14 protein-coding genes are annotated in these 15,870 nt (G+C 58.6%); 2 read left to right on the forward strand and 12 right to left on the reverse strand.

The genetic code is table 11. The features are described 5' to 3' along the window. Positions 1 to 15: 15 nt before the first annotated feature. From LBR61_05560 to LBR61_05595, 8 genes are all read right to left on the reverse strand, one after another. Complete coding sequence (locus LBR61_05560; protein ID MDR1731543.1) at positions 16 to 579, reverse strand: DNA-binding protein; 564 nt, start codon at positions 577 to 579, stop codon at positions 16 to 18. Beyond that, the gene (locus LBR61_05565; GenBank protein ID MDR1731544.1) at positions 576 to 1,793 is read right to left on the reverse strand and encodes a pyridoxal phosphate-dependent aminotransferase; all 1,218 of its coding nucleotides are present in this window, start codon (positions 1,791 to 1,793) and stop codon (positions 576 to 578) included. Before LBR61_05565 ends, LBR61_05560 begins: the two co-directional genes overlap by 4 nt. A gap of 39 nt (positions 1,794 to 1,832) precedes the next feature. Then, positions 1,833 to 3,026 carry an amidohydrolase gene (locus LBR61_05570; protein ID MDR1731545.1) on the reverse strand — a complete coding sequence of 398 codons (1,194 nt, stop codon included), beginning with the start codon at positions 3,024 to 3,026 and terminating at the stop codon, positions 1,833 to 1,835. Positions 3,027 to 3,042: 16 nt separating this feature from the next. Beyond that, the gene (locus LBR61_05575; protein ID MDR1731546.1) at positions 3,043 to 4,458 is read right to left on the reverse strand and encodes a TIGR00366 family protein; all 1,416 of its coding nucleotides are present in this window, start codon (positions 4,456 to 4,458) and stop codon (positions 3,043 to 3,045) included. Positions 4,459 to 4,483: 25 nt separating this feature from the next. Beyond that, the gene (locus LBR61_05580; GenBank protein MDR1731547.1) at positions 4,484 to 6,067 is read right to left on the reverse strand and encodes a D-aminoacylase; all 1,584 of its coding nucleotides are present in this window, start codon (positions 6,065 to 6,067) and stop codon (positions 4,484 to 4,486) included. 1 nt (position 6,068) lies between these two features. Continuing rightward, positions 6,069 to 6,743 carry an aspartate/glutamate racemase family protein gene (locus LBR61_05585; GenBank protein ID MDR1731548.1) on the reverse strand — a complete coding sequence of 225 codons (675 nt, stop codon included), beginning with the start codon at positions 6,741 to 6,743 and terminating at the stop codon, positions 6,069 to 6,071. Between the two features lie 11 nt (positions 6,744 to 6,754). Continuing rightward, positions 6,755 to 8,119, reverse strand: a complete 1,365-nt coding sequence (gene allB / locus LBR61_05590; GenBank protein ID MDR1731549.1) for an allantoinase AllB — start codon at positions 8,117 to 8,119, stop codon at positions 6,755 to 6,757. Between the two features lie 302 nt (positions 8,120 to 8,421). Beyond that, positions 8,422 to 9,633 carry an RtcB family protein gene (locus tag LBR61_05595; GenBank protein ID MDR1731550.1) on the reverse strand — a complete coding sequence of 404 codons (1,212 nt, stop codon included), beginning with the start codon at positions 9,631 to 9,633 and terminating at the stop codon, positions 8,422 to 8,424. Between the two features lie 84 nt (positions 9,634 to 9,717). On the opposite strand from LBR61_05595, the gene LBR61_05600 reads away from it, so the two are divergent. Beyond that, the gene (locus tag LBR61_05600) at positions 9,718 to 9,921 is read left to right on the forward strand and encodes a hypothetical protein (GenBank protein MDR1731551.1); all 204 of its coding nucleotides are present in this window, start codon (positions 9,718 to 9,720) and stop codon (positions 9,919 to 9,921) included. 45 nt (positions 9,922 to 9,966) lie between these two features. After that, positions 9,967 to 10,923, forward strand: coding sequence for a hypothetical protein (locus LBR61_05605; GenBank protein MDR1731552.1), 957 nt, complete (start codon positions 9,967 to 9,969; stop codon positions 10,921 to 10,923). On the opposite strand, the gene LBR61_05610 is transcribed toward LBR61_05605, so the two are convergent. The 4 genes from LBR61_05610 to LBR61_05625 all read right to left on the reverse strand — a co-directional run bounded on the left by LBR61_05610 (position 10,913) and on the right by LBR61_05625 (position 15,867). Continuing rightward, positions 10,913 to 11,863, reverse strand: a complete 951-nt coding sequence (locus LBR61_05610) for a WYL domain-containing protein (protein MDR1731553.1) — start codon at positions 11,861 to 11,863, stop codon at positions 10,913 to 10,915. The genes LBR61_05605 and LBR61_05610 overlap by 11 nt on opposite strands. Next, positions 11,850 to 13,130 carry a WYL domain-containing transcriptional regulator gene (locus tag LBR61_05615; GenBank protein ID MDR1731554.1) on the reverse strand — a complete coding sequence of 427 codons (1,281 nt, stop codon included), beginning with the start codon at positions 13,128 to 13,130 and terminating at the stop codon, positions 11,850 to 11,852. Before LBR61_05615 ends, LBR61_05610 begins: the two co-directional genes overlap by 14 nt. A 64-nt stretch (positions 13,131 to 13,194) precedes the next feature. Next, positions 13,195 to 14,958, reverse strand: a complete 1,764-nt coding sequence (locus LBR61_05620; GenBank protein ID MDR1731555.1) for a M28 family peptidase — start codon at positions 14,956 to 14,958, stop codon at positions 13,195 to 13,197. A gap of 54 nt (positions 14,959 to 15,012) precedes the next feature. After that, positions 15,013 to 15,867 carry an ABC transporter permease gene (locus LBR61_05625; GenBank protein ID MDR1731556.1) on the reverse strand — a complete coding sequence of 285 codons (855 nt, stop codon included), beginning with the start codon at positions 15,865 to 15,867 and terminating at the stop codon, positions 15,013 to 15,015. Between the last annotated feature and the right edge of the window lie 3 nt (positions 15,868 to 15,870).

Consider the following 15,870-nt stretch of genomic DNA (forward strand, 5'->3'; position numbering starts at 1 on the left):
TTATATAATAAGGGATTATTTTTGTGCGACGTTTCTGTAGAAGTTTTCCGGGAAGGTATAGCCTTCTTCAAAGACGTCCACCGGAGGCAGAGCCTCAATGTCCAGCAGTTCCGTCACAAACACCTGCATACAGCCCTTTATGACAGTGCCCTCGACCATATGGCCGCTGAACGTCACCGTGTCCCAGGCGCCGCCGGCGACAAAGTGCATCGCCACGAAGGGTTCCTCCCCGCCGCTTTTCGTGGGTCGCTGACCGATCATGCCGCCGATGGCGCCGAGCATGCTCAGGTTGTGGTTCACGCAAACGGCCTCCCGGTGCCAGTTGTCCGGATCGTTGTAATCCGGCGCCCAGATGAAGTATTTGCAGGGCTGAAACGCGTCCATGAAGGTGGCGTGGACCTTGCCGAAGCGTATGTGCTGCTCTTTGGCAAAGTTTTCGATGGCCAGCACCGGGTCCGCGCCCGTCGTCATGCGAACGATGAACTCCCTGCCGCGGCGTGCTTCGCAGCAATGATACTGCGCGGGAAACTTTGCGTCCTGCTGCCATTCAGGCAGGACGACGCTTTCGTGTCTGCTCATTTCGACCCCTCCTCTGACAAGCGGTGAACCGCTTTTTCGATTCTGTCCAAACCTTCTTCGAGGACCTTCATTCCCTTTGCGAAGACGAACCGGACATATCCGGGATACTCGAAGGCCGTTCCAGGCACCACCGCGACATGGGCTTCCTCCAGAAAGAACCGGGCGACGTCCATATCGTTCCCGACCACGGCGCCATCGCCGGTATGCCGGCCCAGAAGTTCCTTCACGCTGGCCCAGGCGTAGAAGGCTCCGTCCGGCTTCCGGCAGTTCATATGCGGAATTTCGTTCAGCCGTCCGACGAAATAATCCCGCCGTCGGGCGTACTCCGCCGTCATGGCCGCGACGGCGTCCTGCGGGCCGTCCAGCGCCTCCACCGCCGCCTGCTGCGCGATGGAGTTGATGTTGCCGCTCACGTGCCCCTGAAGGCTCCCGATCATCCCGATCACGTCGGCAGGGCCGGCCGTGTAGCCCACACGCCAGCCCGTCATGGCGTAGGTTTTCGACAGGGAGTTGACGATGATCGTCCGGCTTCCGGCCGCGTCCCCGAAGGATGCGGGAGACCGGCAGACGCGCCCGTCGTAGATCAGGTGCTCATAAACCTCGTCGGAGATGATCCACACGTTCCGCTCCGTCAGAAAATTAACTATTCCTTCCAGCTCTTCCGGCTCGCAGACGCTGCCGGTGGGATTGTTGGGGCAGTTGAGGACGAAGCCCGCAACCTCCGGACTGTAGTGCGACCGCACGTCCGCCAGGGTCACCCGGAAATTGTTCTCTTCCGCCGTGGGAAACAGAAGCGGCTCCGCGTCCGCCAGACGGATTTGCTCCATGTAGCTGACGTAGCACGGAGTGGGGATCATCACCCGATCTCCGGCGTCGAAGAGCACCTGAAAGACCTCGTAAAGCGCCTGTTTGCCGCCGTTGCTCACCACGATTTCGGAGGGATCAAAGCTGAGTCCGTTTTCACGCTTCAGCTTCCGGGCCACAGCCTGCCGCAGCTCCAGGGTTCCCGGCACGTCCGTATATTTCGTGAAGCCGTCCGCGAGAGCGCGGGCCGCCGCCTCTTTGATGGAGTCCGGAGTGTCGAAATCCGGCTCGCCCTGGGCAAAGGAGATCACGTCCACACCCCGTCGCTTCATTTCGCCCGCAAGCGCGGACATGGACTCCGTAGCCGAAGGGGCAAGCCGACTGGCGCGCCTCGAAAACAGCGTTTTCATTTTTCTTTATCAAACCTTCCCTTATTTTCAAACCTTCCCTTATTTCTGCCAGTTGAGGGCGTAGGCTCCCAAAGCGCAGCCGCCGGTCCACAGGACAGATTCATTGACGTCGAATTTGGGGTGGTGGTGGGGGTAATCCCGCTCGTCGCCGAAGGTGGAACAATGGGCGAAAAACGCCCCCGGAACTTTGGTCAGATACCAGCAGAAGTCCTCGCTGACCGAAGCCGGCAACTCGATTTCGTGGATCATTTCAGAGCCCATAGCGTCGGTGACCACATCTTTCATCTTTTCGGCGAAAAAGCGGTCGTTGATGACCGCCTTCAACGGGCTGATAAAGTTCACCTCCGCGCGGCCTCTCATGGAGGCCGCCACACCCTCCGTCACAGCCCGGACCCTCTCCCTCAGGAGAACGTCGCGGCCCGCCTTGAACGTGCGCAGGGTTCCTTTCATATCGCACCGGCCCGCTATGATGTTATATGTGGAACCGGCCTTCACCTCGCCGATGGAGACCACGGCGGGCTCGAAAGGACTGATCTCGCGGCTGACCAGCGTCTGAAGTTCGGTGATGATCTGAGCGGCGATGGCTATGGCGTCGACGGTGTTGTGGGGCATGGCTCCATGTCCGTCTTTTCCGTACACCGCGATGGACATCAGGTCGCTGGCGGCCATGAATTCCCCCACGCGAAAGCCGATCTGACCCGGCTTCAATCCCTCCCAGAGGTTCCCCGTGTGCAGGCCTATGATGCCGTCAACGGCGGGATTTTCCAGAGCGCCGGAGGCGATCATGGACGGCGAGCCGAAGTTTTCCTCCGAAGGCTGAAAGATGAAACGAATCCGGCCCCGGAGCTCCTCCCGCGCTTCTGACAAAAACTTTGCGGCCGAGAGAAGCATGGCCACGTGGGCGTCATGGCCGCAGGCGTGCATATTTCCGTTTTCGGAGGCGAAGGGCAGGCCCGTTTCCTCCGCGACGGGCAGCGCGTCCATGTCCGCGCGGAGCGCCAGGGTTTTGCCCGGGAGCGCCCCGGAGAGGGTGGCGATCACTCCGTGGGACGGATTGCCGTCTCCGCCCCCCATGCCGCCCCGAACCTCGTCCAGGTTCAGTTTTGCCAGTTCCCGGAGAACCATTGCCTCCGTTCGGGGTAGATCAAACCCCACCTCCGGCGCTCTGTGCAGCTCCCTTCGCCATTCGACGATCTGGGGCTGCATTTCAAGAAATTTCGCCCTGATGTCCATGTGCCCTTCTCCGCGCCTACGCCGGACCCCAGTGAGTCAGGACGGCGATCACTACGATGATCCAGCTCGCCACCAGCAACTTCAGCGCCAGAGGAAACGCCACCCGGAACCAGCGTCCGAAGGGGATCCTCAGAAGCGCCAGCATGGCCAGCAATCCTCCGAGAGTGGGCACCACGAGGTTCATGATTCCGTCTCCCATCTGAAAGGCGAACACCGCCGTCTGCCGCGTCATCCCGATGATGTCCGCCAGCGGTATCATGATTGGCATGGTGGCCATGGCCTGTCCGCTTCCCGAGGGAATGAAGAAGTTGATCACGCTGTGGACGACGGTCATCAGGATGCCGGAAACGATGAGCGGGACGTCCTTCAGGGGCAGCGAAAGGTAATAAACGATGCTGTCGGCGATTCTTCCCTGCTCCATCACGACCTGGATCGCCCGGGCGACGCCGACGATGATGGCGCCTCCGGTGACCACCGTCGCGCCCTGCACCATGGTGTCCGTGATTTTGTTGGGTGAAAGGCCGGCCACCAGACCGCACAGGATGGCGATCACGATGAAGACCGTCACCTGCTCGACCATGAACCACCCATAGGTCTTGGCTCCGTAGACGAAAATCAGAATCCCTGTCACGAAGATGCCGAACACGATTTTATGCATGGGCAGAATGTGGTAATCTTCCAGAGGCTTCGAAAGACTGAACCCCTCGGTGTCGATGTCCTTCGAAAGGCTTTTTTCAGGATCTTTCTTGATTCTCTTCAGATAGGCGAGGTTGTGAAACATCACGATGACGGCGGCCATGGCCATGAACAGGCCCCGCAGGGCCGCGCCGGAGAACATGGGCAGCTCCGCGATGGCGTGGGCCGTGCCCACCGTGGCGGGCTGGAAGGGATGCACCGCGAACCCCGTGCCGATTCCCCCCACCGCGATCAGCGCGCCCAGCATCATGTCGCCGCCGATGGCCATGGAAACCATTCCGGCTATGGGCACCAGGGCGATGCTGTTCTCGAACCCCACCAGCGCCCCCAGCAGCACGAAAATGATGCTCATGACGGCGACCACCAGCGTGTCGTTTTTGACGCCCAGCTTCCGGATGCTGACGCCAAGGACGTTTTCAATGGCTCCGGAGACGTAGAGAACCTTCATCATGGCCCCGGCGATGAGGATGTTCACGATGTAGATGGCGGCGGCCACCATCCCCTGGGGAAGGGATTTGAACATCGCCCAGAGCCCGACGGGAGACTGATCGACCCGGTGGAACGTCTCCGGATTGACCACCATCCGTCCGGCCTTCTCCACCCGATCGAACATCCCCGCCGGAATGACGTAGGTGAGGATGGTCATAAACACAATAATCAGAAACAACAGGACAAAAGAATTGGGCATCCACTCGTACCAGTGCGTCTTTTTGTTTTCAATTTTTCCGTTTTCCATTGCCAATACCTGCCTTCTCTGTATGTTATTTTCCCCTGCGCAGTACTTTGCCGGGGGTTTTTCCCGTGTATCCGGACTCATCCACCACCATTTCTCCGTTGACGAAGACCCAGGGGATACCTTCCGGGTAACGTTCGGGTTCGTCATAGGTGGCGGTGTCCGCGAGCCGCCGAGGGTCGAACAGGACCACGTCCGCCTGGTTCCCTTCCTTCAGAACGCCCCGATCCTTCAGCCCGAGGATTGAGGCTGGGAAGGAGGTGACCCGCCGCACTGCCTCGGGCAGCGTAAAGACGTGTTTTGTCAGAGCGAATTCCTTCAGAAACTTCGGATAGGTTCCGTAGAGGCGGGGGTGCGGCCTGCCGCCGTAGATTCCGTCGCTGCCGACGGTGGCCTGGGGATGGGACAGCACTTTTTGCAGCACTTCGTCCGACCCATAGAAGCTGATCATGGTCACCGCCAGTTTTTCCTCCGCCAGCAGATCGCAAACCGCGTCAATGGGGTTTTTGCCCTGCGCATCAGCGATGGCCTGGCAGGATTGTCCTTCCATCCAGCGGTTTTTTTCCAGTTGAACGGCGGTGACGAGGATTTTATCCCAGCCCACCGAGATTTGCCGGTTGTGCCAGACGTCCAGGCCCTTCGTGAATTCCTCGTGAATTCGGGCCCGGTACTCCGGAGCCATCAAATTTTTAATCAGGGCTTCGGTCCCCTCGTTGAAGGTCCAGACCGGCAGAACCGCCGTCAGCGTAGTGCAGCCGGCCAGGTAGGGGTAGCGGTCCCAGGTGATCTTCTGCCCGGCGGCGAGGCGCTGATCCGCCTTTTTCAGCACTTCGTCCATGACGGGCCAGTTGACCCTGCCGTAGGCCTGAAGGTGAGAGACGTGCAGACGCGCGCCGGAAGCGGCGCATATCGAGCAGACCTCGTCGAAGGACCGGGAGAGATAGTATCCCTCGTCCCTCTGATGGACCACAAAAACGCCGTCGTATTTCGCTGTCACGCGGTTCAGTTCCGTCAGTTCCTCGGAATCCGCGTAGGGACACGGAGGATAGATCAGGCCGGAGGAGAGCCCGAAAGCGCCCTCTTCCATGCCCTCCGCCACGAGACGTTTCATGGCAGCGAGCTCTTCCGGGGTCGCCTGGCGCTCATCCATGCCCATGACTTCGATGCGCACCGGGCCCTGGCTCAGCAGCACCGCCGCATTGCCGGCCAGCCCGTGGCGCTCCAGAGCGCGCAGATAATCGCCAAAGGAGCCCCAGGTCCACTTCTCCGGGGGCAGTATTCCGTTGAGGCCGCTCAGAATCTCCATCAGCAGCGGTTTGTTTTTCTCGGAAACCGGCGCGGTACCCAGTCCGTCCTGCCCCAGAAGGTCCGTCGTGACGCCCTGCCGTATTTTGGCGTCGGGGATTTCGTCCTTCAGCAGCACGAGGTCCATGTGGGTGTGCATGTCGATGAAGCCGGGACAGGCTGTCAGTCCCTCGGCATCCAGTCCGCCGCGTCCCTCGATTTTTCCGATTCTGGAGATACGCCCGTTTTCGAAGGCGAGGTCCGCGCGGAACTCCTCTTTCCCTGTGCCGTCGATCACGGTGGCGTTTCGAATCACGAAATCAGCCATGTCATCCCTCCCTGGCGGCATATCCGCCCTTTTTACCCGTTTTGTACCCGGCGGAGACGAGGGCTTCGGCCATTTTGACGGAAGCGGTCACTCCATCGACCACGGGGACGCCCAGTCGGGCGCTGAGCCGCGAGTCCAGCCCTCCCAGCCCGGCGCAGCCCAGCGCGAGAACTTCGGCCCCGTCGCGTTCCACCGCCATTGTGCCCGCCCGGTATAATTTTTCTTCCATCTCTTCGTTTCCGTTCTCGTCAATGGCCACAACTGAAGCGAGGCGTGGCTCCAGTCCGTATTTTCTGACAAGGTCCCGCTTCATGGGAACGGAGTGGGCCGTCACCTGCAAAATCGAAAAACGATGCCCGAGAGTCAGAGCCAGGAGCATGGAACACTCTCCCGCTCCCAGCACGGGTTTGTCGGTCAGTTCTCTCAGCAGGTTCAGATTCGGATCGCAGGTGCAAGCGATCACAAACGCATCCGCTCTCTCCGCCCACTCTTCTCCCAGCGCGATCATTCCCGGCGCGCAGAGCGCCTCGTCTTTATAGTTTTCAATGAAAGGGGGGGCGCCCGGCGCGCTGAAGCATTCGATTTCCGTTCCCGCCGCAGCGACGGCCGCCGCGCCCCGGCCGATCCGTTCCGTAAACACCTGATCCGTGTTGGGGTTGATGATGACGACCCGCATGGGTACGGTCCTCAGCGTCCGATCTTTTGCATCGGGACGTATTGACCAAAGCCGCGCGGAGCGCAAATTTTGCCCTCATGGAACACCGTGACGCCGCGCACCAGCGTGCGGATCACTTTGCCTTTGAACTGCCGGCCGGAAAAGGGACTTCGTTTGTTCAGGTAGAAAAGGTCCTCGTCCTTCAGGGTCCAGACCGCGTCCGGATCGATGAGCGTCAGATCGGCGTCGAAGCCGGGGGCAATTTTCCCCTTCGATCCGCCAAGTCCGAACATCTCCGCGGGTCGCGTGGAGCAAACCTGAACGAACCTCTCCCAGGTGAGGCCTCGTTTTCGCCCTTCGGTCAGCGTCACCGGGAGCAGGGTCTGAACTCCGCTGCATCCCTCGGAGACCGGCCAGAAATTGCCGTCGACCACGGTTTTTTTTGCGGGCGGGTGAGGGGAGTGGTCCGAGCTGATGCAATCGATGGTTCCGTCCAGCACGTACTTCCACATCCGCTCCATGTTCTCCCTGGGTCGCGCCGGCGGATCAAACTTGGCGACGGGCCCCAGGGTCAGGAGGTCTTCTTCGGTGAGTCCGAGGTACTGAGGGCAGGTTTCGGCGGAAATGTTGGCAGCGCCCTTTCCCCGCAGTTCCGCCAGAAGCTCCGCGCCCTCCGCTGTGCTCATGTGGGCGATGTGGACCCGGCAGTCCGGGAACACTCCAGCCAGATAGAAAACGCGGCGCACCGCCTCCAGCTCCGAGTAGACGGGATGGGAATCAAGGAAGGCCTGGGCGTCGTTTCGTCCTTCGGCTTTGAATTTGTCCACCAGTACCTGGATCAGGGTGTCGTTCTCCGCGTGAACCGAGATGAGTCCCCCCGTTCGGGAAATGACTTTCATGCCCTCCACAAGGGTTCCGTCGTCGGTCATGGGGTAGTTGGAGCACCGGCAGGTGAAGCATTTGAACGCTCTCGCTCCGGCTTCGCTCATGGGCTCAATCTGGTTCAGATAACCGCCCACCAGGCCTCCGTAAAGAGCGTAGTCCGTAACGGACTCCCGTCCCGACGTGGCGATTTTTTTCTTCAGCTCCTCCGGGGTCAGCGTACTGGGATTGGACAGGGGCATATCGATGAACGTGGTTATACCGCCCGCGGCGCAGGCTTCGCTCATGCACCCGAAGCTCTCCCTGTCCGGGTCGCCGTGTCCGCCGTGGGCGTGAACGTCCACCAGCCCGGGAACGACTATCAGGCCGGAGGCGTCGATAATTTCTTTCCCCTCCAGGGCAGTTCCCCGGGCAACGATGCCGGCGATCTTTCCGTCTTTCAGCCCCAAATCGCTTTCCGTGCAAGTCTCAGCGGTGACCAGCGACCCGTTTTTAATTACGAGGTCAAACGTCATTTTTTCAAAGCCCTCCTATCCTGTTGAGCCCATATTGAATATTCTATATTGTAGTCTAAAAAACATTTAATATTCTATATTATATTATAAATTTATCAAACAAATATTGAATTGAATAGTATCACATAAAATATATTTTGTCGTTTATTTTTATTTTATGGGCGTTTAAAGAATGATTTGCTGTTCCAAAACTGAAAGAAATATTCTGCTTATATAAGGAAAGGGCAAACATTGAGCAGATGTTCGATTTTTGAGAGAACCTTTTTGGAGAATCAGAGTTTTATGAAAAGAACGGCCGTCGCTCACTCCGCCGTCTTGAAATTGTAGACCGGCTCGATGCGGCCCAGGATTTCCGCCGTGGGTTCAATTTGTCTGATGATTTCGCTGGCGTCTTTGTACGCCATGGGCGACTCGTCCAGCGTGTCGCGGACGACGCAGGTGGAAAACACGCCGTCCATGCTCGCTTTGTACTCGTCCATGGACAGGGTTGCGAACGCTTTTTTGCGGCTCATCATGCGTCCCGCGCCGTGGGGGGCCGACTCGTTCCAGTCGGAGTTGCCCTTTCCGACGCAGATCAGGCTGCCGTAACGCATGTTGATGGGGATCAGCAGTTTTTCGCCCTTCTTCGCCGACACGGCTCCTTTGCGCAAAATCATCGCTTCCGTGTCGATGTAGTTGTGTACTGTGGCGAAAGTCTCCTCCGGGGTCCAGCCCATTCCCCGGAGGATCTCGGCGGTCATGGCCCTGCGGTTGAGCCCGGCGAACCGTTGAATGATCTTCATGTCGTGGATGTAATCCTCGAACAGCCGACCCTCCACGTAAGCCAGGTCTTTGGGCGCGGAGGGGGTCAGCCGTTCGCGCCGTTTTTTCATTTCCTTCACGGTTTTCTGAATTTCCCTCTCGCGGCCTTCCGCTTTCAGCCTGGCGATGGTCTCGTCGATCTGGAACGCGGCGGCGCCGTGCAAAGCGCCCAGACCCTCGTCCTGATAATAGCCCGCCACCTCGGTGCCAATATGCCGGCTGCCGGAGTGGACGACGAGGTACAACGCGCCGTCCGTTCCCCGGTCCACTTCGATGAAGTGATTGCCGCCGCCCAGAGTGCCGATGCTCCGGCGGGCCCGCTCCAGGTTGACCCGGGCCGCGCAGCGGAGTTCGGACAGGTCGATTTCCGCGTTCAGAAGATGAGGCTCTTTACGGACGTCCCTGCCGGACGGTATCTTTTGGCGTACCAGTCTGTCGAGAGCCTGACAGTCGATCTTTCTTTCCGCCAGCTTCGTCGTTTCCATGCCGCAGCCGATGTCCACGCCCACCATGCCGGGCACGACCCTGTCCCGAAGGGTCATGGTGGTTCCGATGGTGCACCCTCTGCCGGCGTGAACGTCGGGCATGATCCTGATTTTGCAGCCCGCGAATTCTTCCTGATCGCACACCGCCCTGATCTGCGCCGCCGCGATTTCATCCAGAGCAGAACAGTAACAGACCGCCGTGTTGTGCGCGCCCTGAATTTCAATCATGGATTATCCCCTGTCCTCCGTTCCCGCGGCTTTGATGGTCAGGCCGCGATTTTTGCGTAACGTTCCGAGCCGAGAATTTTCATCATGAACGCAAAAGATAATAGAGAAGCGTCGCGAAAAAATCATGGAAAAAAAGTTGCGAGATTGATTTTATGCCACTCGAAAATTCCCAACACTGTCATTGGTCGTGAAGTGGAACGGGGATATGTCACCGAGATACCTTCTGAAGACTGCTTCGGTCTCATTCATCAAAACGCCTTCAGTCATAAAGCGGAGCCGGTGTTTTGAGATTGTCGCTATAATGCGGCTGATGACAAAGGAGGTTTGCCCTGGATGGCGAACAGGAAAAAGACAACGATTCAAAGTTCGGCTGTCAAAAGTAAATCCGACAAGAAAGTGCGCTTTGACCATGACGGTTTGTGGAAGGACCTCATAGAAAAATTCTTCTGCGATCTGCTGAACAGAGCCCTGCCGGAACTTTACGCGGTCGTTGACATAAAACGGGCTCCCCGTTTTCTCGACAAGGAATTCAGGGACATCCTGAACACGGGAGACCCGGAAATCCATACGAGCCCGTATTTCGCGGACTATATCATCGAAGTTCCGCTGAAGAACGGGGATGCTGAATGGATTCTCCTGCATATCGAGGCGCAGGGACCGGGCGGAGGAAGCATCGCCGAGCGGATGTTCCATTATCAGTGTCTGATCTACGGCCATTTTCGGCGGCATCCTGTGGCGCTTGTGATCATCACGGACAAACATCAAAATGAACCGCGATTTTACGAACACAGCCATTTTGGCACAGAGAACCTTTACCGTTATAATAGTCTTGTGCTGGCGGAGTTGGACGACGAAGAGCTCCTGGCGAGCGACAATCCTTTCGACCTCGCGCTTTATGCGGCCAAAGTCTCGCTGCGGGTCAAAGAGGAGCTCCAAAAGTACAATTATCTGCGTACACTGACCGGTCTTCTTGCCGAGCGCGGTTGGGACAGGGATAAAAAGCGTGATCTCATGCTTTTCATCATGCGTATAATATATTTGAATGACGAGCTTTTGGAGGCACAATATTGGGAGTACCGCCAGGAACTGGACAGGGAGGGAAAACTCGTGTACGAACCGTTTCTTAAAAAAGTAGAAGAGAGAATGGCGGAAAAACGCGGTGAACAGCGTGGTGAACAGCGCGGCAAGGAAGAAATGGCAAAAAATCTGTTGGCTGATGGTGTTCCACCGGATATTATCGCGAAGAGCGCCGGTTTGCCCGTGGAAAAAATTCAGGCGCTTATAAACTGACGCGTTTCTGGCTGTCGTCGAATAATTTAGCTTCTTTATTTAAAGATCTCTGCTTTTTCAGCCTTTCGCGTATCTTCTCAATGAAGCTTTCGGGGGACGTCACTCGCAGCATGGGGCCGAAAGACAGGACCCTGATGAGCATTTCGATCTCGTCGTCGCGGTCGTAGCGCAGGGTGATGGCGTAGCGTTTCTCGTCCAGACGCCTGGTTTCCTTTTCTAAATGGGAGAAGTGGAGCATCGCCCGCTCCAGCGCGTTGCGCTCGTCGATGAGCTCCAGCGTCAGCGTTTTGGTTTCGCGTACCGGCTCTCCGTGTTCTTCGGGAGTGTAAGGCTCCAGAAGCGCGCAGGACGTGATTCTCGCGACGTTGATGTAGGACGCGTTTGGGAAGGACGTAATCACGAGCCGAAACTTGTCGTCCTTCGAGGAGTATTCCAGCCTGTGAGGGACGCATGTCCAGATGTGTTTACGCCCCTTGCCGCCAAGGAAGCGGATTTTCAGCTTTCTCCCCTCCCGCAGCGCTGTCAGAATTGTGCGGAAATGCCGGATATATCTCTCGTCCCCGTAAGGGTCGCCGTCTTCGTAGCGGTCGAAGTACACGAACACGTCCGGGTCGTACAGGGGTTCCACGTCCTCCAGCCCGGTGGTCGGGGGCTCGAACAGGCGAATCCGCGGGTCGGAGAGGAGCGCCTTCATCCAACGCTTTTGCAGGGTCGTGAGCGGCATCGTGGGGATATGTTTCACGGGAGTGCGCAACCGTTCATCCAGCAGCGGCCACTCGCCGGTTTCCAGAGCGGAGACGATGCGGAGCGCGCTTTCCGCAAAGGCTTTTTCTCCCGCGATTGCGTCCCTTCGCTCCGGAGTCAGGGTTCCGGACACGGCTTCTTCCAGCACGGCGGCAAGGACGCTGAAATAACTTCCGTAAATTTCAGAGAACAGCATCGTCGTTCACCCCGTACATCTTCTCCATCGCCCGAATGTCCTCGCGGAACGTCTTTATGACGGGATCTTCGCTGCAACGCAGATCGGCGATGCGCCCGATGAAGGTTCGGAGCCAGGGAAGCATTTCCGCGGCGTCCTTCACGTCCGCCGAAAATCGACAGAGTTTTTCACCATCGTCACCGTTCAGAACACAGACGCTCCCGCCGCGCTTTTCCCGATTCAGGCGGCCGATGATGTGCTGCTCGCCTTTCTTCACGCGGACGTCCATCTCGACGTGATCGAACGAGTCCCGTTTCGGAGCGGCGACACCCCACAAAGTCTTTCTGAAGGCCTCCGCCGATTTTTCGTATCTCTCGAAGGCGGGTTCGGGCTCCTTTAAAACAAGGGTTCTGACGCTGTCCAGACGGTAAAAAATATGCCGTTTGAAGCGGGCGTTGTAAGCCAGCAGGTAGCGCCTGCCGTTCTGCGCGGAAATGTAAATCTTCAGCGGGACGACGATGTGAGACGAGGGCTCCCCGCGGCGGGGACTGAAAATCTTCAGCTCCACGCGGAACCGCCTGTGGATGGCATCCAGCAGACCGTACAGGATTTCGCTCTCCATGGCGTGAAGAATGTAATGGTGCTTGAAGCCGAAATAGTCCGGCGGCGATTTGTCCCTGTCCAACAGTGTGGAGCCGATCACCCCCAGAGGGTCGGCCTCGGAGAAAAACGCGGCGGCCTCCTTCCAACTCCGGTCGTTGAACTCATTCGTTCCGTCAACGGACGATCGGTCGGATCTGGCGTACAGCACCTGTTTCCCTGATTTTTCGGAGCACAGAAGTCCCAAACTTTCGTATTCTTTGAGTTTTTTGCGAACCGTGGACTCGTCGAACTCAAGCGGCGTTTTGACCCGCGACAGGTATTCGCCGTCGATTTTTTCGAGAATCTCCCGCACCGACATCCTTCCCCCGTCCGCGAGAATGTCCAGGATATAAAAATGGAGAACGAGGTCGTTTGCGGTGAAACTTTTGGCCTTGAAGGCGTTGTAAAGGGGGTTGCGGCGAATCGAGCGGCTGTCGATGGAGATGAATACGTTCTTGCCGGACGCTTCCCGACGGAAGGACATGTAGCTTCCCAGCCAGCTTTCCATGCGCCGGCGCTCGTCGTCGTACGTTCTGCCGCTTTTCGCGTCGTACTCGCCGCGGTTCCTGAACCCGTACACGAAAAACTCGCGCAGAAAATCGCGGATACGGTCGAAATTTTTTATGAGCTCGCTGTACGCCATCATTGATCCCTTTCCGTCAGAGCTTCCCTGTCGGGGCCATGCGCGGCGTGGAACAACCGCCCATGTTTCACCCCGAGGGCGACGTGCTGACTGAAGGGCGCTCCGCGGCGAGGCGCTTCAGACCTTCCGCGAGCATTCGAAGTCTGTTTCTCTGAGTTTTGGCGTAGTTGACGACGATCGTCGTTTTGCGGACATCCGTTTTTGAAATTCCACTGCGCAGCAGGGAAGCCGCCTCCGAAAGCCCTGGGACAAACTCGCTGCCGTCTCCCCAGTCCTGCAGAAAGGAAGCCCGTGCGGAATACCACATGCGGTTGAGCAGACGAACCGCTCGCAGAGACTCTTCGGGAGAACGCTCCCTTTTCCTCCACTCCCGCAGCCCCTCGCCGAGACGTTCCCGAACGCCGGAGAGGTCCGCTGCCCCGGACAGTTCCCCCTGAAGCTGCGCAAGACGTTCGTCGACGGCCTTCCAGAGTTTTTCCACCTGAAAGGGTTGGTTTTTATTTTCCTCCCCGGAGGCGATGAGGCGGAAGAGGCCGGTCATGTAGAGCTTCGCGTCCGTTTCAAACACGTCGGGATCGCAGAACTCCAGAGTGTCCGCTTCCGTGTGCCACCACCAGGGCATATTCCCCCGCCCCGTGCGACAGGGGCTGTCCGGAGCCAGGAGAGAACTCCAGGCGAACAGAGTGGAAATGCCCAGATTCTGAAAAGACTGATCCCAGGATCGAACGCGTCCGGAGGGAACGCCCTTCTGCCCCGTCACGTCCAGAACGGCCCCGGCCGCCAGGTCGAAGAGGTCGGGTCCGGCCGTGATGGAGGTCCAGTTGTTCGCGTCCTTCATGCCGGGCATATCGGCGTTCGCGCAGGCGATGCAATATTCCTCCAGCTCGTCGAAGCAATCTCTGGCGTAGATGGAGGACCCCGTGTATCGTCCGAACTCGTGCCCCGACCACCAGCACATTTTGACGCCCCATTTTCTGTACTTCAGCCGGGAGACCGCTTCCGCCAGGGACAGGAGCAGAGCCGCGCCCGTGGCGTTGTCCGTGGCCCCGAGATATTTGCTGTCGAGATGCGCCCCCAGGAGGATGAAGTGCGGATCCCCCTCCGTGGAGGGAATTTCGGCCTCCACGCGATAAACCGGCGTCACCGCTTCTCTGCAGTCGGAGGAAACTTCGAGGACAATTTCTCCCTCTCCCTCTTTTTCCACCGCCTCAATGAGCCTGTTTCCGTCGATCCCGTTGACGCCCACCACCGGAATGGACGGCGCCCACGCGCTTTCTTCGGGGTTTGGCGTTCCCCACCACATGACGGCGCCGCTGTGGTGAATTTCCTTTTCGTCCCCCCGGGGCCAGCAGATAACAAAGGCGACTGCCCCCCGGGCGGCCGCGTCCAAAATTCTGGGAGGCGAAAAAAAGCGGGACAGAACCACACGCCCCGCAAGGTCCCGGTTTTGACCGGCGGGTTTCATGGAGGACAGCAAGTCCAGAATGCCGGAGGGTCCTTCGGTCAGAACCACAGCGGTTCCCGTCGCCGGACGGGAATCCGCGGAGACCGAGAAATTCCAGGATTTCGCCGTGAACGTCTGGCCCTGCGGAAAAGATTTCGACGGATGGGTTCGAACGGACGCTTCCCTTCCAAAGCTCAGAATGCCCGGTTCGGAGCTTTCGCCGCAGGAAATTCCCTCCTGTTTCAGCCGCTCCAGAATGTACCCTCGCGCCTGTCGCTCTCCCTCTCCGTCACTGCGCCGATTGAACGACGCGATATTCCGCAGGTGGGACATCAAAGTTTCGCGATCCAGCCGCGCCAAAAATTCCTTTTCCCGTTCCGTCAGCATTGTTCAATCGGCCCTTCCTCTTTTTTCGCGTTTTGCGCAGATTCCGCCGGAGCCTTATCGTTTCAGCTTCGGGTCCAGCGCGTCCCGAAGGCCGTCGCCCAGGAAATTCAGCGCCAGCACCGTTATCATAATGGCCAGCCCCGGGGAAATCATCATGTAGGGGTAGTCCCGAATGTAGGTTCGGGCCCCGGACAGCATGGCTCCCCATTCCGGAGTCGGGGGCTGAATGCCCAGCCCGATGAAGGAAAGCCCCGCCGTGTTCAGGATGGCCGAGGCCACTCCCAGCGTCGCCTGAACGATCACCGGAGCCAGACAGTTGGGGAGAATGTGCTTCGCGATAATGCGCAGGTCGCTGGACCCCACGGCCTTCGCCGCCTCAATGAACTCCAGGTGTCGGATGGACAGGACGGAGGCCCGCACGATCCGCGCGTAACGGGGGATGGTGGAAATTCCCACGGCCAGCATGAGGTTGAAAAGCCCCGGTCCCAGGGTGGCCGCGATGGCGATGGCCAGAATCGTGGAGGGCACCGCCAGCAGAATATCCATGGCGCGCATGATCATGTTGTCGAGCCTCTGCCCGTAGTACCCGGCGATGGACCCCAGCATCCCCCCCACGAACATGCCGATGCTCACGGCGATGAACCCCACCTCCAGCGAAATTCGGGACGCGTAGACGATGCGGCTGAAGATGTCCCGCCCAAATTCGTCCGTGCCGAACCAGTGGTCCCTGGAGGGCGGCTCCTGCGCCACCATGAAGTCCTGTTCGTCGTAGGGGAACGGGGCAATCCAGGGGGCGAACACGGCCACCACCGCCAGCCCCGTGATCATGATCCCTCCAAACAGGGCCATGCGGTTTTTGCGAAAACGCGCCCACAGACCGCCGTACTTCTTTTTTCCGAGGTCGCTCACGGT

This window comes from Synergistaceae bacterium (assembly GCA_031272035.1).
Classification (GTDB): Bacteria; Synergistota; Synergistia; order Synergistales; family Aminobacteriaceae; genus JAISSA01.